14 protein-coding genes are annotated in these 18,035 nt (G+C 72.7%); 11 read left to right on the top strand and 3 right to left on the bottom strand.

Annotated features, from left to right (window positions below; all coding sequences use genetic code 11):
• Window positions 1-3 precede the first annotated feature (3 nt).
• From ACCP09_RS27970 to ACCP09_RS27945, 6 genes are all read left to right on the top strand, one after another.
• On the top strand, window positions 4-1,329 hold the full coding sequence (locus tag ACCP09_RS27970; protein ID WP_123684302.1) for a dihydrolipoamide acetyltransferase family protein: 1,326 nt from the start codon (window positions 4-6) through the stop codon (window positions 1,327-1,329).
• 113 nt (window positions 1,330-1,442) lie between these two features.
• Window positions 1,443-1,991: a TetR/AcrR family transcriptional regulator gene (locus tag ACCP09_RS27965; protein ID WP_123684303.1), complete on the top strand. Its 549-nt coding sequence runs from the start codon at window positions 1,443-1,445 to the stop codon at window positions 1,989-1,991.
• Window positions 1,991-3,943: an ABC transporter ATP-binding protein gene (locus ACCP09_RS27960; protein WP_157360805.1), complete on the top strand. Its 1,953-nt coding sequence runs from the start codon at window positions 1,991-1,993 to the stop codon at window positions 3,941-3,943. The genes ACCP09_RS27965 and ACCP09_RS27960 overlap by 1 nt, the downstream gene beginning before the upstream one ends.
• 62 nt (window positions 3,944-4,005) lie before the next feature.
• Window positions 4,006-4,449, top strand: coding sequence for a hypothetical protein (locus tag ACCP09_RS27955; protein WP_433751565.1), 444 nt, complete (start codon window positions 4,006-4,008; stop codon window positions 4,447-4,449).
• A complete protein-coding gene (locus tag ACCP09_RS27950) occupies window positions 4,446-4,961 on the top strand; it encodes a DUF3558 family protein (protein WP_433751563.1) in 516 nt (171 codons plus the stop codon). Before ACCP09_RS27955 ends, ACCP09_RS27950 begins: the two co-directional genes overlap by 4 nt.
• 96 nt (window positions 4,962-5,057) lie before the next feature.
• Window positions 5,058-6,812, top strand: a complete 1,755-nt coding sequence (locus ACCP09_RS27945; protein ID WP_433751561.1) for a hypothetical protein — start codon at window positions 5,058-5,060, stop codon at window positions 6,810-6,812.
• Here ACCP09_RS27945 and ACCP09_RS27940 read toward each other — a convergent pair.
• Window positions 6,809-8,443 carry a hypothetical protein gene (locus ACCP09_RS27940; protein WP_433751559.1) on the bottom strand — a complete coding sequence of 545 codons (1,635 nt, stop codon included), beginning with the start codon at window positions 8,441-8,443 and terminating at the stop codon, window positions 6,809-6,811. The genes ACCP09_RS27945 and ACCP09_RS27940 overlap by 4 nt on opposite strands.
• A gap of 156 nt (window positions 8,444-8,599) precedes the next feature.
• Between ACCP09_RS27940 and ACCP09_RS27935 the strand changes: the two genes are divergently transcribed.
• Genes ACCP09_RS27935 through ACCP09_RS27915 form a run of 5 tightly spaced genes read left to right on the top strand, consistent with a single transcriptional unit; the run spans window position 8,600 to window position 16,044 of the window.
• Window positions 8,600-9,811, top strand: a complete 1,212-nt coding sequence (locus tag ACCP09_RS27935; RefSeq protein ID WP_433751557.1) for a hypothetical protein — start codon at window positions 8,600-8,602, stop codon at window positions 9,809-9,811.
• Between the two features lie 2 nt (window positions 9,812-9,813).
• Entirely contained in the window at window positions 9,814-11,877 is a 2,064-nt protein-coding gene (locus ACCP09_RS27930) for a methyltransferase domain-containing protein (protein ID WP_433751555.1), read from the top strand.
• On the top strand, window positions 11,874-13,757 hold the full coding sequence (locus ACCP09_RS27925) for a glycosyltransferase family 4 protein (RefSeq protein ID WP_433751553.1): 1,884 nt from the start codon (window positions 11,874-11,876) through the stop codon (window positions 13,755-13,757). Before ACCP09_RS27930 ends, ACCP09_RS27925 begins: the two co-directional genes overlap by 4 nt.
• Window positions 13,754-14,242, top strand: coding sequence for a hypothetical protein (locus tag ACCP09_RS27920; RefSeq protein ID WP_433751551.1), 489 nt, complete (start codon window positions 13,754-13,756; stop codon window positions 14,240-14,242). Before ACCP09_RS27925 ends, ACCP09_RS27920 begins: the two co-directional genes overlap by 4 nt.
• On the top strand, window positions 14,239-16,044 hold the full coding sequence (locus ACCP09_RS27915) for a glycosyltransferase family protein (protein ID WP_433751549.1): 1,806 nt from the start codon (window positions 14,239-14,241) through the stop codon (window positions 16,042-16,044). The genes ACCP09_RS27920 and ACCP09_RS27915 overlap by 4 nt, the downstream gene beginning before the upstream one ends.
• A 148-nt stretch (window positions 16,045-16,192) precedes the next feature.
• Here ACCP09_RS27915 and ACCP09_RS27910 read toward each other — a convergent pair whose 3' ends face one another.
• The gene (locus tag ACCP09_RS27910; RefSeq protein WP_027933099.1) at window positions 16,193-16,861 is read right to left on the bottom strand and encodes a response regulator; all 669 of its coding nucleotides are present in this window, start codon (window positions 16,859-16,861) and stop codon (window positions 16,193-16,195) included.
• Window positions 16,858-17,934 (bottom strand): sensor histidine kinase, encoded by a 1,077-nt coding sequence (locus tag ACCP09_RS27905; protein ID WP_433751593.1) that lies wholly within the window; start codon window positions 17,932-17,934, stop codon window positions 16,858-16,860. The genes ACCP09_RS27910 and ACCP09_RS27905 overlap by 4 nt, the downstream gene beginning before the upstream one ends.
• Between the last annotated feature and the right edge of the window lie 101 nt (window positions 17,935-18,035).

Raw genomic sequence — 18,035 nt, 5'->3', positions numbered from 1 at the left:
GGGGTGCCCGAGTACAAGCAGTTCCTGCTCGCCGACACCGCCGAAGGCCTGACCGAAGCCGAGATCCTGAACATCCGGGTGCAGCCCGGCGACGAGGTGACGGTCAACCAGATCGTCGTCGAGGTGGAGACCGCGAAGGCCGCCGTCGAGCTGCCCATCCCGTGGGCAGGCGTGATCACCGAGGTGCTGGCCGAGCCCGGCGCGACCGTCGAGGTCGGGGCGCCGCTGCTGACCGTCGACGTCGACCCGGCCGGGTCGTCGGCGTCTCCGGCCCAGGCGGTGAACGGCTCGTCCGCGCCGGCGCCTGCCGCGGCCGAGGAGGAGATGAAGCCGCTGGTCGGCTACGGCTCGAAGACGACCGAGGCGCGGCGACGACCGCGTCGGGCCGCTCCGTCCGCCGCACCGCCTGCTGCTCCTCCCGCCGCACCGGCTGCTCCGGCGCCGGCGCCCGCGGCGGCGCGGGGTGGCTACGTACCGCTGGCGAAGCCGCCGGTGCGCAAGCTCGCCAAGGACCTCGGTGTCGACCTGTCGACCCTGACCGGGTCGGCGGACGGCGGGATCATCACGCGCGAGGACGTCGAGCGGGCGGCCCGTCCGGCTGCTCCCGCTGCTCCCGCGCCGGTGGCCGGGTCGCGTGAGCGTCGGGTGCCGGTCAAGGGCGTCCGCAAGGCGACCGCGCAGGCGATGGTGTCCAGCGCGTTCACCGCGCCGCACGTCACGGAGTTCCTCACCATCGACGTCACGCCGATGATGGAGCTGCGTGAGCGGCTGAAGAAGCACCCGGACTTCGCCGGGGTGAAGCTGACCCCGCTGGCCTTCGCGGCCAAGGCCGTGTGCATGGCGGTGAAGCGGACGCCGGACGTCAACGCCACCTGGGACGAGGCGGCGGGCGAGATCGTCTACAAGGACTACGTGCACCTGGGCATCGCCGCGGCGACGCCCCGCGGGCTCGTGGTGCCGAAGATCCGGGACGCGGACGCGATGTCGCTGCCCGAGCTGGCGCGGGCGCTGGACCAGCTGACCACGACCGCGCGCGAAGGCAAGACCCCGCCCGCGGACATGGTCAACGGGACGATCACGATCACCAACGTCGGGGTGTTCGGGGTGGACACCGGCACGCCGATCATCAACCCGGGCGAGGCCGCGATCCTGGCCTTCGGCGCGATCAAGGACGCGCCGTGGGTGGTGGACGGGCAGCTCGCCGTGCGGAAGGTGCTGCAGCTGTCGCTGAGCTTCGACCACCGGCTGGTCGACGGGCAGCAGGGCTCGCAGTTCCTCGCCGACGTCGGCGCGCTGCTGGCCGATCCGGCCATGGCGATCACGTACTGACGGTTCGGGGCCGCGTTCCGGCGCGGCCCCGTTCTTCTACCCGCTTGACGGAGTGAGCGCTCACTCCGCACACTGGTCCCATGACCGCTCCTCCCCGCCGCCGGGCGCCCGGCATGAGCGCCGAAGACCGGCGCCGGATGATCGTGCAGGCCGTGCTGCCGCTGGTCGTCGAGCACGGTGCCGCCGTGACCACCGCCCAGATCGCGCGCGCCGCCGGCATCGGCGAAGGCACGATCTTCCGCGCCTTCAAGGACAAGGACGAACTGCTCGACGCCTGTGTCGCCGAAGCGCTCAAACCGGACAGCGCACTGGCGGTGATCGCCGAGATCCCGCTCGACCAGCCGCTGGCGGACCGGCTCACCGAAGCCGCGGAGGCGTTGTCGGCGCACCTGGAGCGGATGGGCGCGTTGATGGGCGCGTTGCACTCCTCCGGCAGGCTCAAGCGCGGCGAGCCGCGGAAGGGCTCGCGCGCGGAATCGTTCACCGCGATGCGCGAGGCCATCACGGAGCTGTTCACCCCAGAAGACCGGTTGCGGCTGCCCGCCGAACAGCTGGCCGGGGTCTTCATGTCGTTGCTGTTCTCGCGCCGTCGCGACGACCAGGCGGGGTTGTCCACGGCGGAGCTGATCGACGTGTTCCTGCACGGGGCGGTGAGCGCATGATGCACGGGGGCGGGGCGCCGATCGGGGTGCGCCGGATGCTGCGGAAGGCCAGCAGCTCGGTCGCGCAGAGCGGGCTGACGGGTCCGGTCGACATCCCGGACGCGGTGCGGGACGAGCCGACTGACCTGCGGTCGCGCCTGACCCGGCTCCGCCAGTCCGCGAGCGGGACGGTGCGTGGTCTGCCGCGCGTGATCGGATTGGCCTGGCAGGCGAGCCCGGTGATGACCGTCCTGATCGCACTGTCCACTGTGGTGAGCGGCCTGATGCCGACGCTGACCGCGTACGTGGCGAAGCTCCTGCTGGACGCCGTGGTGGCGGCGGTGCAGGGGCACGGGACGACCACGCGGATCGTCGAGCTTGCCGCGTTGGAGTTCGGCGTGTTCACGGCGACGGCGATCAGCACCGCGTTGACGAACGCGGCCCAGCAGTTGCTGCAGGAGCGGATGACGTTGAGCATCCGGCACCGCGTGATGGACCACGCCAGCAAGCTGGACCTGCGGTTCTTCGAGGACTCGGAGTCCTACGACCAGCTGCGGCAGGCGTCGCAGGAGGCGCCACAGCGGCCAGTGTCGATGCTGACCTCGGCGCTCGGGCTGGTCCGGACGTCGATCACGTTCGGGAGCATGGTGGTGCTGCTGGTGTCGGTGAGCCCGCTGCTGGCGGTGGTCGCGCTGGCCGCGCCGGTGCCGGCGTTCATCTCGCAGTCGAAGTACGGGGCGCGGGCGTTCATGCTGACGCTGTGGATGTCGCCGATCCGGCGGCGGATGGACTACCTGAACTCGCTGGTCACCACCGACACGTACGCCAAGGAGACCAAGCTGTTCGGGCTCGGGCCGTACCTGGTGGACCGGTTCCGGCGGCTCGGGCAGAACTACTACGCGCGTGAGCGGAAGCTGACGACGCGGCGCAACTTCGTGGGGACGGCGTGGAGCCTGTTGTCCACATTGGCCGGATCCGGGATCGCGCTGTACATCGCGCTGGAGGCGGTGGCCGGGCGGCTGACGATCGGGGACCTCGCGTTGTACACGGCGGCCGCGGCGGCGGTGCAGACGTCGGTGCAGGGGTTGTTCAGCGGGTTCTCCGGGATGTACGAGAACAACCTGTACCTGGACACGCTGTACGACTTCCTGGCGACCGAACCGCGGATCACGGCGCCCGCGGTGGCGAAGCCGCTGCCCGAACCGGTGCGGGGGCACATCGAGTTCGAGAACGTGTCGTTCAGCTACCCGGGCGCCGGGGAGAAGGCGCTGGACGACGTGTCGTTCGAGATCCGGCCCGGTGAGACGGTGGCGGTCGTCGGGCGGAACGGGGCGGGCAAGTCGACGCTGATCAAGCTGCTGTGCCGGCTCTACGACCCGACCGGGGGCCGGATCCTGCTGGACGGGGTGGATCTGCGCGAGTTCGACCCGGACGAGCTGCGGTCCCGGATTTCGGCGATGTTCCAGGACTACGTGACATACCAGGGCACGGCGGCGGAGAACATCGGGCTCGGGCAGCTGGGCGCACTGGACGACCGGGCACGCATTGAGGACGCGGCGGAGCGGGCCGGGGTCGGTTCGCGGATTTCCCGGCTGCCGCGGGGTTTCGACAGCCCGCTTGGCCGGTGGTTCGACCAGGGGGTGTCGCTGTCCGGCGGGGAGTGGCAGAAGATCGCGCTGGCGCGGGCCTTCATGCGAGACGCGCCGGTGCTGATCCTGGACGAGCCGACATCGGCACTGGACGCCGCGGCGGAGCATGATCTGTTCGCGAGGCTGCGCGCGCTGTCCGAGGGCCGGACGACGCTGTACATCTCGCACCGGTTCTCGACGGTGCGGCAGGCGGAGAAAATCCTGCTGCTCGACCGGGGCCGCCTGGCGGAGGAAGGAACGCACGAGGAGCTGATGTCCCAGGGCGGCGACTACGCGTCACTGTTCACCCTGCAAGCGGCGGCGTACCTGGAGGAGGCGGCGTAGTCGCTGGTTGTGGCAGCGGGGCGGCCCGGGGGATATCGTGCTGGCCGAGCGAGGGAGGGCTCATGAGCGACAACTCCGGCGACGTGGCGACCCAGGTGGCCAACGTCTTCGGCGGCGAGCAACAACTGAACACGATGAACACCGACGCGAAGCGCATGCTGGCGGACGCGCAAGCCGGCCGCTGGGCGGTGGACGAGGAGACGGGAACGCACCTGCGCCGGGCCATCGAACAGATGAAGGAACGTCTGGACGGTATCCGCCCGAGGATCTACCTCCTCCAACAAGCGCCGAAATTCGGCAACGATGACTACGCCAAGAAGGCCTCCGCCCATTTCCTGACCGCAATGGATTCGGATGACCAGTCGCTCGTCAAGGTGTTCACAGCTGCTGTGGACTTGCTGACCACTCTCCAGCAGGCGGTCGAAATCGCGATCAGCAAGTACCAGGTTGCCGACGACGCGGTGAGCGAGACTCTCAGCACCTTCAAGGACCAGGAACCCCGGTGAGCACAATCCGCATCATCAAAACTGTGGCCGGCCTCGTGTGCTTTGCAGCCGCGGCGACAGGCTGTACCAGCACCGTGGCCGGCACAGCATCACCCGCGCCCACGACCGCATCGACAGCGGGCGCGGACGTGTTCAACGGGCTGAACGCTTGCCGGCTCCTGGATCAGCTCACCGCCGGCCAGGGATTCGACCCGGGGGAAAACAAGAGCGCGCGGAACCAATGCGTCGCGGTGAAGCCGGGTTGGGGCTCGTTCGCGTTGGCCCTGGATCCCGAACAGGGACTCAGTGAATTCGCCACGGCCAACACCGGCGTGGTGAACACCTCGATAAACGGCCGAAACGCGATGCAGGCGCAAACCACCACCGGCGGTTGCGCTCTCGCACTCGAGGTTACCGAGCACGCTCGCGTGCTGGTCATAGCCACGCTGTCCGATACCGCCGACGGCATTCAAGCGTGCCCGGACGCGCGGACGTTCGCCGAGAAGGTGGAGCCGCTGCTGCCGGCGGGGTAGGCGGGCGGATCGGACACATCCGCACCCATCGAACCGGTGATCGCGCTATCTTCTCGGTGACGTCCACCGTGCGCAAGTTGACCGAGGAGCCCCGGGATGAGTTGGCAGGACGAGCTGCGCCGTTTGGACGCCGAGCTCGCCAACGGGACCATCACCCAGCACCAGCACCGCAAGATGCGGGACGAGCTGCTCGCCGCCGCGTCGGGCAATGTGGCGCCGGCGTCGGGGGCTTCGCCGCGGGGGCGGGTTGACGGGGCGCCTCAGTGGCAGAGTGCGAATCCGGCCGGTTCGGGATTCGCTCCGCAGCCGGGGGAGGCGCCGTGGGCGCAGGCGCCCCAAGGGTGGCCGCAGGAGGGGGCGCCGCAGGGCGCGGTGCCGGGGGGCGCGGTGCCGCAGGGTTTCGCGCCGCAGGGGTGGCCGCAGGGGCAGGTTCCGCCGGGCGAGTACGCGCATCAGCCGGTGGGCGGGGTGCCGCAGGGGCCGGGCGTGCCGGGGCAGCCGCCGGTTGGGCAGCCGCAGGCGGGGGTTCAGCCCCAGGTGGGGCAGCCGCAGGACGTGTACGGGCAGGTTCAGACCGGCGCGACGGGGCAGACTCCGGCGGGGCAGCCGCAGGCTGGTCCGGGTCAGGTCGAGGCGGGGCAGGTCGGGCAGGTTCAGGGTGGCCAGCCTGAGCCAGGCGCCCAGCCGCAGCCCGAAGCCGGGCAGCCGCAAGTTGGCCAGGGGCAGCCACACAGCGACCAGCCACAGGCTGGCCAGCAGCAGGGCAGCCAGCCGGAGAGCGGCACACCGCAGGGCAGCCAGCCGCAGAGCCAGCAGCACGGTGGGCAACTGGGCGGTCAGCCGCAGAGCCAGCCTCAGGCCGGGCAGCCACCGGCCGGCCAGCAGCAGGGTGGCCAAGCGCAGAGTCGCCCGCAGGCTGGGCAGCCGCAGGGTGGCCCGAGCCAGCAGCAGGGTGGGGAGGCTCCCGTCCGGAGTGCGCTCGCCACCGAGGAAGGGCCCACTCAGAGCATCTCCGCGCAACTGCTCGCCACCAAGAAGCCCACGAGCGCCCCCAGCCCGGCCGACGAGCGGGCCACCGACTCGATGCGCTTTCCCTCCATCGAGGACGCTCCGACGGTCGTCACGAATCCGGTGCCTCCGCCTGCCCGGCCGTTGCCCAGCATGACCCCGCCGCCGCCCCTGCATGGGCCCGGCCAACAGCTTCCCTTCGACGCCGCGCCGGTGTTGCAGGCCCCGCCGAAGCGTAAGCCGACCTGGTTGTTCATCACCCTCGGCGTCGTCGTCGTGGTCGCGATGGTCGCGGCCGGCGTGTGGTTCCTGCGCGACGACAACACCACCACCACGACCGCCGGGCCGACCACCTCCGCCGTCAACTCCCCGGAGGCCGTCGAGGCGCGGTTGCCGACCCTGCCGGGCACCCCGAGCACCAACAACGGCACCCTGACCGTCGAGCAGGGCATCGACCTCAAGCTGTACTCCCGCGAGGAAGGCCAGCTCTTCAAAGACAACGGCGCCAACCAGGTCATCTTCCGCGGCTCCTCCCAGGGCCCGCAGGGCTACCTCGTCCTGGTCGTCCCCGCCAGCTCGCCCACCGCCGCGGCCTCGATCACCCGCGGCCTCTACGAGCACTCCCTCACCGCCGGCCTGCAGACCGTCCCGTCCGGGTCGACCGACGCGAAGGCCGTCACCGGCAGCAACTCGGCAGGCCAGATGAGCGGCACGTGGTACACCTCGGGCAGCTACGCCGTCGCCATCTGGGTGTCCCAGGGTCTCGACGGCCACCCGAACTCGCTGACCGAACGCCTCGCCCAGACCAAGACCTCCCTGGCCACCGCACTCCCGCCGAACTAGGGCACCTGACCGGGCCGCAGCACGTCACCACACCGCCCGGTCACCGACGCCGCGCGCGAAGCCTCCACGCGCGGCACGGTCACCCGCGCGTACGCCCGCAGGTTCACCAGGTCGTCGCCGTCGAGCGCGTCCAGCCGCACCCAGTCGCCGTTCTTGCCCGTCCGGTCGAGCACCACCGCCGCGTACTCGACCGCAAGGCGCCCGTCCGACGTCAGCCCCGTCAGGTCGGTCCACGGCACGTGCGTGTGGATGAACGTCGGCTTGACCTCGTCGAACACGTAGTCCCGCAACCCCGGGAAGTCCCCCGTGGACACCAGGTCCGCGATGTGCGCGTCCGCTAGCCCCACCGAGTCCACCACCCGCAACCGGCTCGTCAGCGCCGTACCGCCGACGTCCGGCAACAGCACCGACCCCTCCCGCAGGCCGATCGTGTCCGCGTACCCGTTGAACAACCGCCCGTACCGCTCCGCGATCTGGCACAACGGCACCACCGGACCGCTCGCGAACCCGCGGCCCGAGTCGGCCAGCGCGGGCGCGCTCGGCACCGCCGCGGCCACCAGCACGACCGCCAGCACCGCCCGCCAGCGCACCGACAGCGCCCGCATCACCTCGACCACCGCCAGCGCCGCGACGAGCGCCGCCATCGTCCACAACGGAGTCGCGAACCGGAACTCGCCGCCCGGCTCCGGGTTGAGCACGCAGTACGCCGCCAGCGCGAGCACCAGCGGCACCAGCCACGTCACCAACGGCCGCCGCAACGTCGGGACCAGCCAGAACGCCAACCCCACGGTGACCAGCCCGGCCAGCACCACCGGCCAGCCGAGATACTCCACCGGCTCCGCCACCCGCCCGGCGTTCGACCACGACGGCGGCTGCTGGTTCTTCGCCACCGCCGTGTTCGGCACCCACCGGCCGAACTCCGCGTGCCGCCACAGCAGGTACGCGCCGTACGGCACCGCGAACGCCAGCACCGACACCCCCGCCGGAAGCAGCGCCCGCCACCGCCGCGCGAACACCAGCGCCACCACCGGGTAGGCCAGCACGAAGATCGCACCGTCCGGCCTGGTCAGAGCCGCCAGCACGGCCAGCAGACCGGCGGCCAGCCCGACCCGGACGCCGGCCACCCGCCCGTCCGCCACCGCGCGGAACAACAGCGCCGCCAGCCACGCCACCGCGAGCGCGTACAGAGGGTTCTCCAAACCGGACAGCGACCAGATCACGAACGACGGGATCGCGGCCAGCAACCCGCCCGCGAACAACGTCACCAGCCACGCCCACCGCGTGACGCGACTCACCGCGAAGTGGCACGCGGCGAGAACACCGGCGCAGCACAGCAATCCGAGCATCTTCGGGAACAGGACGTAGTCGGGTACGCCGAAGATCGCGCCGGTGTCGAACAGGCGCAGCACCTTCCCCAGCACCAGCAGGACGAGCCAGGCCGGGTTCGAAAACCCCTCGACGGGTTCCGCACCCGGCTGGAGCACCGGCCCCGCGCCGTCGACCAGGTCGCGCGCGTACGCGAAAGTGATCGCCGCGTCGTCGTTGATCCAGTTGCCGTAGGACCAGCCGTGCAGGCCGATGAGCGCGGTTCCCCCGGCGACCGCGGCCACGGCGGGCCAGCGTGCCGCCATTTCGCCCCCTCCTCCGTCACACCCTAACCAGAACAAGGTCACGAAATGACCCTCACCGGCGATGAGCAGGGTAGGCGTGCACAATGTGCGTCGTCACCGTAGCGCTATCCGGCGGACGCGTTCCGCCTCGTCCAGAGCAGATTAGGGGGCTACCGGGTGTCCTGGCAGGAGGAGTTGCGCAAGCTGGACGAAGAGCTTGCCTCGGGACGTCTCTCCGCGGACGACTACCGCGTCCGCCGGGACCAGGTGCTCTCGTCCGCGGTGTCCTACAGCGACAGCGCGGCCCAGCCGCAGCAGCAGGCACCCCAGCAACAGCCGACGCCGCAGCAGCAGGACAACTCCGCGGATTCGACGCAGGTGATCGCGCCGATCAGCCCGCCGCAGGGCACGCCGCAGCCGCCCCAGCAGCAGCCGCAGAACTTCTCCGCGGAGCCGACGCAGGCCGTCTCGCCGAACTGGCAGGCCAGGCCGCCGGTGGACCCGGAGCGCACCCAGTACGTCGCCAACCCGCCCGCGCCGCAGTCGCCGCCCGCGGGCTTCCCGGCCTCCCCGCCCGCCGGGTTCCCCCAGTCCGGCCCGCAGCCGGTGCAGCAGCCGTGGAACGCGCCGGAATCCGACGCGAGCCCGCCGTGGGGTGGCTCGGACTTCCCGCCGATCAGCCCGGTCGCGCAGGGACCGGAGGCCTTCGACGACAAGCCCGCCAAGGGCAAGGGCAAGGCCGTCTGGATCTCCGTCGCGGTCGTCGTGGTGCTGGTCGCCGCGGGCCTGACGATCTTCCTGACCACGTCCGGCGGTGACGACAACCAGGCCGGCCCGACAACCACACAGGCGCCACCCACCTCGAGCGCCGCGAGCAACTCGCCCAACCAGGCGCTGCTGGACAAGATCCCGCCGACCGAGGGCACCGCGGACGGCCAGAGCGGTCTGCTGCCGGTCAGCAGGCTGGTCGACCTGGGGATCATGGACGAGGGCGAGGCCACGCTGCTGAGCAGCCGCTCGGTCGACGAGGTCGCCTGGCGCGGTTCGCAGCGCCAGCCGGACGCCAGCGGCCCGGGCAACGAGAAGATCTCGGTGACGGTCATCCCGCTGGACAGCTCCGCCACCGCGACCGCGCTCGCCGGCCAGCTGCGCCAGTACTACGTGCGCAACGGCCTGGTGCTGATCAGTGACCAGCTGCCGAACATCCCGCCGCAGGTGGTGTTCCACAAGCTCGTCGCCTCGCCGATCGTGTACCGCGCCACCTGGGTGTCGGGCGAGAACCTGATCCGCGTCAACGTGACGCAGGGCGACCTGGCCGACGAGGCCGCGTTGTCGGGCGCCTACCAGCGGACCGTCCGCTCGATGTTGCTGCCCTATCCGGTGGGCTGATCGTGAGCGACCTGGTCGCCGAGATCATCCGCAACGCCGCCGACCACTCCGCGCTGTCCGACGAGCTGCACTTCGCGGCACTCGCGCCGGGCGAGCGGGACCAGCTCGACCACGGCCGGGCCAACGCGTTGCGGGCGCTCCGGTTGCCGCCGGACGCGCACGTGCTCGAAGTGGGCGCGGGGCACGGCGCGGTGACGCGGTACCTCGGCGAGCAGGTGGCGCGGGTCGACGCCGTCGGGGCGGTCCACGCGGAGGCCGTCCGGGCCCGCACCGCCGACCTGCCCGGGGTGCGCGTGCTGGACGAGGTCCCCGGCGAGCGGTACGACCTGGTCGTCGCGTCCGACGTCGAGCACGCGGACCGGTTGAAGCCCGGCGGGGTGCTGTGCCTCGCGGTGCCGAACCGGCTGGGCGTTGGCAGGCCGGGCGGGCAGTCGCGCCGCCACTGGGAACGGCGGCTGGCCGAGGCCGGGCTGACCGTCCACAAGGTCCTCGGCTGCCTCCCCGGTCACCGGATCACCCGCGCCGTCATCACCGCCGAACTGCTCGACCGGCACCCGCGGCTCGCGGTGGAGCTGTCCGGCCGTGACGAGCGCTGGGCCGAGATGGTCGAGGGCGGTCTCGGCCTGGACACCGTGGACGGCCTGCTGTTCCTCGCCTCGGCGGACGAACCCGCCGCCCGGCTCTGGCCGGACGACGTGCTCGCCACCTACTTCAACACTGACCGCGCGGCCCGCTGGTGCACCCGGGCGGACGTGGTCGGTGACGAGATCCGCCGCACTCCCCTGCTGCCGCAGGAACCGGGTCCGGTCGCGGTGCGCGAGTGGACGGACGTCGTGGTCGACGCCCCGACGCTGCCCGAGGTGCTGACCGAGCAGCCGTGGCGGGCCGCGGAGCTGCTGACCGCGTGGGCGGATCTGGTGCGGGCGAACCCGTCGTGGGATCTGATCCCGTCGAACGTGCTGGCCGGAGACCCGCCGCAGGCGATCGACCTGGAGTGGGAGCGCGCCGGGACGACCGCCGACGAGGTGATCGACCGGGGCCTGCTGCTGCTCGCCGACGAACTCGCCCGGGCCGGCTGGGCCGGCGCCGCGCCCGGCACGACGGTGCGGGACCTGGCTGCCTGGCTCGGCGTCCTGCTCGAGCGCCCGACGGCGTTCGTCGACGCCGCCGCCGAGCGGGAGGCGGAGTTCCAGGCGATCCGGCGCTGCGGCGTCACCTCCGGCCCCGGTCTGGACCACGAGCGGGACGCGATGCGCCTGGCCTGGCGCCGCCGTCTCGCCGAGGAGACCACGCGGCACACCCCGGCCACGACCGAGCTGGACGCGCAGGTCGCCCGCACGATGGCCCGCGTGGACCGGATCATCGCGTCCGGCGACTCGATGTTCCGCGGCAACACCGAGCACTACTTCGCGGTGGCCGGGCAGGCGTTGCGGGCGTGCCTGCACGGGCTGCAGGCCGCCGGACGGCCCGCGCCGCGGCGGGTGCTCGACTTCGGCTGCGGCTACGGCCGGGTGCTGCGCACGTTCCGGGCCGCCTTCCCGGACGCCGAACTCGTCGCCTCCGACATCGAACTGGACGGCGTCGAGCACTGCGTGCGGTTCTTCGGCGCGACCGGGCTGCCCGCGTCGGTGCGCATCGAGGAGATCCCGCAGGTCAGCGACATCGACCTGATCTGGTCCGGCTCGGTGCTGACCCACCTCGACATCGCGGCGTGGGACGCGCTGCTCGGCTACTTCGAGCGCGCGCTCGCGCCGGGCGGGGTCGCGGTGGTCACCACGCACGGCCGCCGCGTCGCGTGGCGGATGGCCAACGGCGGCGAGTACGGCCTGACGGCCGCGGACCACGCCCGGGTGCTGGCGGACTACCGTGACCACGGGTTCGGCTACGCCGACTACCCCGGCCAGCCCGGGTACGGCATCTCGCTGAGCACCCCGGAGTGGGTGACCGGGCACGTCCTCACCCCGCGGCTGCGCCTCGCCGGGTACGTCGAGGCGGGCTGGGACGGCCACCAGGACGTGCTGATCCTGGTCAAGGACGCCGAAGAGACGTTGAAGGCGGGACGATGAACACAGCGGCCGGGTTGGTGCGGCCGGGACGGCCGGTGGGGCACCTGTTCGAGCTGCGCGGCTGGGTCACCGCGGGCGAGACCGTGACCGTCCACATCGGAGGGTCCGAGGCGGAGGTGCGGCGCCACGACACCGGGACCGAACCGCCGGGCACGACCGGTCTGCTGATCCGCACCCCGGACCCGGTGCCGACCGGCAGGCACGAGGTCGTGGTCCGCGCCGCGAACGGCGACGCGCTGACCGGCGCCGTGGTCGAGGTCGGCCGCTTCGGCGACGAGGAACCGCTGCGGCTGTACGAGATCGACACCCCGAAGCACGGCGACAACCCGCAGGGCGACGTGGTGTTCGTGCGTGGCTGGGTGCTGCTCGACTCGCGTGCGCCGTCGCTGGTCGAGGTCCTGGTCGACGGCGGTGAGCCGGTTCGCGCCCGCACCCGCCTGCCGCGGCCGGACGTGGCCGACCACCTGCCGGACTTCCCGGACGCCGGGGTCAGCGGGTTCGAGGCGCGCGTGCCCATCGACCTGCCGGCGGGCGAGGACCGTGCCCTGTCGGTGCGGATCCGCGTCCGCGGCGAGCTGTCCGGCGAGTGGACCTCCGAGGCGCGCGAGGTGGTGCTGTCCAACCCGGCGGCCGAGGACACCGACGTCGCGCTGGCCGCGCAGCTCGCCGACCGCACGAGGAAGGCGCTGGCGCGGCCGCGTGGCGGCACGGATCCGCGCCACGTGCTGGTGTTCACGCACAGCCTCGCGGTCGGCGGCGGGCAGTTGTGGTTGCAGGAGCTGCTGGACCGGCTCGCGACCCGGCACGGCTGGCGCATCACGGTCGTCACCCAGCTCGACGGCGAACTGCGCGCGGACTGCGAAGCGCGCGGCATCGACGTGCACCTCACCTCGCCGTACCGCGTGCACGACGTCGCCTCCTACGAAGGGCACATCGCCGAGCTCGCCCAGTTCGCGCGCGGCACCGACGCCTCGGTCGCGCTGGTCAACACGCTCGGCGCGTTCCCCGGCGCGGACGCGGCGATCCGCGCCGGCCTGCCGACCGCGTGGGTGCTGCACGAAAGCTTCGACCTGAACGACTTCTCCTACCAGAACTGGGGTCCGGCGGGCCTGCTGCCGCCGGTGCGCGAGCGCTGGGTGAGCACGCTGCGCGAGGCGGACCGGCTGCTGTTCGTCGCCGACGCCACGCGCGAGATGTTCCTGCCGTTCTCGACCTCGGCGCGCTGCCGCACGATCCGCTACGGCACGCCGATGGTCACCTACGGCGGCCAGGTGTCCGAACGCGACCGTCGCGCGGCGCGGCGGAAACTCGGCATCCCCGAGGACACCACGCTGCTGCTCAACGTCGGCGTGCTGGAACCGCGCAAGGGACAGGGCCTGCTGATCAGCGCCATGGACCGGGTCCGCCGCGCGCATCCGGGGATCCGGCTGAGCATCGTCGGCCACCACCCGTCGCCGTACGGGCTGGCGCTGGCCGAGTTCACCGAGCGGACCGGGCTGCGGGACTGGGTCGACCTGGTGCCGATCCAGCGCGACCCGGCGCCGTGGTTCGAGGCCGCGGACCTGTTCGTGAACAGCTCTGACGTGGAGTCGCTGCCGCGCTCGATCCTGGAGGCCGTGTGTTGCGGTCTGCCGGTCGTCGCCAGCGACGTGTTCGGCGCGCGGGAGATGATCGCCGACGGGCACAGCGGCTGGCTGTTCGAGCCCAACGACGCGGACGCGCTCACCGTCGCGTTGCTGCGTGCTCTCGACACCCCGGCGGACCGGCGGCGCGCGATCGCCGCGAACGCCTACGAGAAGCTGCACGGCTGGCTGGACCCGGCCGGCTACGCCGCCGAGTACGCCGACGTGCTCACCGAACTGGTGAAGGAGCGGGGATGACCGACGAGCTTCCCGGCGCGGTGCGCGCCGAGCTGACGCGGTTGCGGGCCGAGCGGGTCGCGTTCACCGAGGAGCGCGAGCGGTTGCGCACCGAGCTGCGCGAGTCCGAACTGCAGATCCGCGAGCTGACCAGGCACCGCGACCAGCTGGTGAAGCAGGTCGAGAAGCTGGCCGGCGTCGCCGAACGCGCCGAGCAGGCCGACGCGCTGGCGCGGGACGTGCTGGTCGCCCGCGCCGAACGGGATTCGCTGCGCGCCGAGCTGGCCGAGACCCGCGGCGAACGGGACCGGCTGCGGCTCCGGCTGCTGGACGCCGAGCTGCAGCTGTCCGGCGCGGCGCAGGCCGCAGCGCCGCTCACCGAGAGCGGCACGCTCGCCGCCGAGCAGCGGGCCGCCGAGCTGGCGCGGGAACTGGACGCGACGCGGGCGACGGTGAGCTGGCGGGTCACCGCGCCGCTGCGGGCCGTGCGGCGGCGGACTTCATGACCGCGCAGCTCTGCTTCGTGTCCGCGACCGGCGGCTCCGGATTCATGGCGGAGCTGCTGGAGGTGGTCGCCGATTCGGTGCGGCGAGCCGGGTTCCACGCGACTACCGCGACCGGCCGCTTCCCGGACGCGGACGCCGACACGGTCTACGTCGTGGTGCCGCACGAGTACTTCGTGGTGACCCCGGAGGCCGACCAGCCGACCGAGGAGCAGCGCCGCCGCACCATCGCCTTCTGCGTCGAGCATCCGGGCACGGCGACCTTCGAGCGCAGCGCGGCCCTGCTGCCGGGGCTGGCCGGCGCGGTGGACATCAACCACGACTCGACCGCCGAACTGCGCCGCCGCGGCATCCCCGTCGAGCACTTCCAGCTGGGGTACTCGCCGCTGTGGGACGCGTGGGGCGGCGACCCGGACAGCGCCCGCGAGATCGACGTGACCTACCTCGGCACCGCGGAACGGCGCCGGTCGAAGCTGCTCGCGTCCTACGCCGGCGACCTCGCCGACCTGCGGGTCCGGCTGCTCACCCCGCCGCACGAGCCGATGGGCCCGCAGCGGGTCGACTTCCTGCCCGGCGAGGCGAAGTTCGCACACCTGGCGAACTCGCGGTTCCTGCTCAACCTGCACCGCGAGCGGTCGCGGGCGCTGGAGTGGGTGCGGGTGCTGGAGGCGCTGTGCAACGGCTGCGTGGTGCTGACCGAACCGTCCACGGACCTCGCGCCGCTGGTGTCCGGCACGCACCTGGTCGTGACGCGGCCGGAGTCGCTGGGCACGGCGGCCGCCGCGCTGGCCGCCGACCCGCAACGGGAACGGGACCTGCGGATGGCGGGGTACGAGTTCGTGCGCACCGCGCTGGACCCGCTGGCGTCCGCGAAGACGCTCGTCGAACTGGCCGAGCGGGTGCTGACCGCCTCCCCCGGCGTGCCCGCGAGCCCGCCGCTCGCCGAGACCACAGCCGTCGACGAGCCGCGGCCGCTGGCGATCGACACCCCCTCCTGGGACGTGCGGTTCGCCGGGACCCGGTCGCTCGGCGCGCCGGCCGAGAACCCGCCGCTGGCCACCCGCATGGGCCAGCAGACGGTGGACGCGCGCCGCACGTCCGGCGTGGAGTGGCTGCCGTCGGCGGCGCCGACGGTGTTCCCGGACGCCGACCGGGCCGAGGTGGACGTGCTGCTGGTCCGCCGCCCCGGCGAGCCGGATCCGGACCCGCTGGTGCGCGACCTGCTCGCCGGCACCGTGCTGCCGCGCCGCATCCTCGTCGGCGAGGACGGTGTCGCGCCGCGGCCCCGCCCCCGGCCCGCCGACCTGCTGCGGCACGAGCTGCCGCTGGGCCGCGGGTACACGCGCAACCGGCTGCTGGAGCGCTCGGCCGCGCCATGGCTGCTGGTGCTCGACGGCGGGCTGCGTGCCTCGCGCCGGCTGCTGGAACGGCTGGTCGCCGCCTCCGCTGAGGTCGACGTGGTGCACTGCCCCGTCGCCGACCCGGTCGAAGGACTGGTCGCCGCGCTGCCCCCGGAGGAGCAGCGGCTGGCGGAGCTGCCCTACCTGGGCAGCGGGTACCTGGTGCGCCGCGAACTGGTCGAGTCGTTCGGCGGCTGGACCGAGGACCCGCTGGCCGACGGCCTGGAGGACCACGTCTTCTGGCGGCGGCTGGCCACCCGCGGCGTGCCGACCGCGCTGGTCCAGCAGGTCCTGCTGAGCCGGTTGCGGCCCGATCCGGCGCCCCGCCCGGTGGACCTCGACCCGCACCGCGTCTGGTCGCTGACGCGCATCCTCGCAGGTGAGCCGGTCACCCCCAACGGGTGAGTTCGGCGTGTCACGCAACCTCCTCCCACCTCCGTGCGCCTACCAGGCAGAGCATCGGGCACGGGAAGGAGGCGCGGATGTGGATCCAGATCGGCCTCGTCGGCCTGATCGCCGTGGTGTTCCTGGTGCGGCTGGTGGCCGTGCTGCGTCACCGTGAGCCACGCGGCGTGACCAAGCCGGACTCGTAGGCGAGCACGACGAGCTGGGCGCGGTCCCGCGCGCCGAGTTTCGTCATGATGCGGCTGACGTGCGTGCGCGCTGTGGCCGTGGAGATCACCAGCTGCGCGGCGATCTCGTCGTTGGACAGCCCGCCCGCGACCAGCGCCAGCACCTCGCGTTCCCGGTCGGTGATCCGCTGGACCGCGCCGGCGTCGATGCGCCGGTTCTCCGGGCGGCCGACGAACTCGCTGATCAACCTGCGGGTGACGGTCGGCGCGAGCAGTGCCTCCCCGGCGGCGACCACCCGTAGCGCGCGGAGCAGCTCGACCGGGTCGGTGTCCTTCAGCAGGAATCCGCTGGCGCCCGAGCGCAGCGCCTGGAACACGTACTCGTCGACGTCGAAGGTGGTCAGGACCAGCACCTTCACCTCGGCCAGGTCCGGGTCGCCGGTGATCTCGCGGGTCGCGGTGAGGCCGTCGACACCGGGCATCCGGATGTCCATGACCACCACGTCCGGGCGGTGTTCCCGCGCCAGGGCAAGCGCTTGCGCACCGTCTGCGGCCTCGCCGCAGACCTCGAACCCGTCCTCGGTCTCCAGCAGCACGCGGAACCCGGCGCGCACCAGCGCCTGGTCGTCGGCGAGCACGACGCGGATCATGTCTCCTCCAGGGGTAGTTCCGCGCGGACCTCGAAACCGCCGTCGACCGCGCGGGCCTCGGCCTTGCCGCCGAGCGCGGCGGCGCGTTCCTGCATCCCCCGCAGGCCGTTGCCGACGGTGGGGGTTTCCGCGCCGCGGCCGTCGTCCCGCACCACGAGCCGGAACTGCCCGTCGCGGCGGGCGAAGCGGATGTCGACGGTGCGGGGCTGGTTGGCGTGCCGGACGACGTTGGTGAGCGACTCCTGCAGGATGCGGTAGGCCGCGCCGTCGACCGGGGCGGGCAGGTCGCCGGGCGAGCCGTGGACGCGGACGGTCAGGCCGGTCGCGCGGGTGTGGTCGAGCAGTTCGCCGAGCTGTTTCAGGCTGGGCGCCGGCCCGAGGCCCTGACCGGAGCGCAGCACGGCGACGGTGGCGCGCAGGTCGGCGAGCGCGGTGGCGCTGGCCTCCTTGATCGCCTGCAGCGCGGCGACGGCCTGGTCCGGCCGCCGGTCCGCGACGTGCACCGCGACACCGGCCTGGACGTTGATCATGGCCAGGCTGTGGGCGACGACGTCGTGTACCTCGCGGGCGATGCGCAGCCGCTCCTGCTCGGCCAGGCGGGACTGCCGTTCGGCGGCCTCCTGCTCGGCGGCGAGCCTGGCCGCGACACGGTTGCGGACGGCGGTGCCGATGCCGAGGACGGCGACCAGCCAGACGACGAACAGCCCGGCGCGGGCGTCGAGCACGAGTTCGCCGCCGCGGGCGAAGTAGACGACCAGCCCGGCCAGGATGACGGCCGACCCGGCAATGCCCGCGACGAGCGGTCCACGGGCGCGGGTGAGCACGAACAGCGCGATGGTCGGCACCACGACCGCCGGGCCGCCCGGGTGGTCCGTGCTGTAGTAGACCCAGGTCAGCGCGGCGGTGACGACGAAGACCGGCAACGGCGCCCGCCGCACGGCGAACAACGGCAACGCGGCCGCGGTGAGCCACAGGTAGCCGGTCAGGTCGAGCGGGTGGTGCTGCACCCGGCCGGCCACGGTGGTCGTCCCGAGGACGAACCCCAGCGGGACGAGGGTCAGCACCACGTCCACGGGGGCCGGCCACCGGCGGGGGTCACGCACGCCCCCGAAGCTACGGCAGACGGCCGCGCAGCGCGTCCGTCGAAGAGCGGCTCTTGGATTACGACTCGGGC

Origin of the sequence: Amycolatopsis sp. 3B14, from assembly GCF_050958625.1 — a bacterium.
GTDB classification, from domain to species: Bacteria; Actinomycetota; Actinomycetes; order Mycobacteriales; family Pseudonocardiaceae; genus Amycolatopsis_E; species Amycolatopsis_E thermoflava.
This window is presented reverse-complemented; position numbering and strand designations above follow the sequence as displayed.

Bases quoted from the DNA above. Each gene is read 5' to 3' on its own strand.
- ACCP09_RS27965 (WP_123684303.1), top strand. From the start codon at position 1,443: ATGAGCGCCGAAGACCGGCGCCGGATGATCGTGCAGGCCGTGCTGCCG.
- ACCP09_RS27910 (WP_027933099.1), bottom strand. From the start codon at position 16,861: ATGATCCGCGTCGTGCTCGCCGACGACCAGGCGCTGGTGCGCGCCGGG.
- ACCP09_RS27940 (WP_433751559.1), bottom strand. From the start codon at position 8,443: ATGGCGGCACGCTGGCCCGCCGTGGCCGCGGTCGCCGGGGGAACCGCG.
- ACCP09_RS27945 (WP_433751561.1), top strand. From the start codon at position 5,058: ATGAGTTGGCAGGACGAGCTGCGCCGTTTGGACGCCGAGCTCGCCAAC.
- ACCP09_RS27915 (WP_433751549.1), top strand. From the start codon at position 14,239: ATGACCGCGCAGCTCTGCTTCGTGTCCGCGACCGGCGGCTCCGGATTC.
- ACCP09_RS27960 (WP_157360805.1), top strand. From the start codon at position 1,991: ATGCACGGGGGCGGGGCGCCGATCGGGGTGCGCCGGATGCTGCGGAAG.
- ACCP09_RS27920 (WP_433751551.1), top strand. From the start codon at position 13,754: ATGACCGACGAGCTTCCCGGCGCGGTGCGCGCCGAGCTGACGCGGTTG.
- ACCP09_RS27925 (WP_433751553.1), top strand. From the start codon at position 11,874: ATGAACACAGCGGCCGGGTTGGTGCGGCCGGGACGGCCGGTGGGGCAC.
- ACCP09_RS27955 (WP_433751565.1), top strand. From the start codon at position 4,006: ATGAGCGACAACTCCGGCGACGTGGCGACCCAGGTGGCCAACGTCTTC.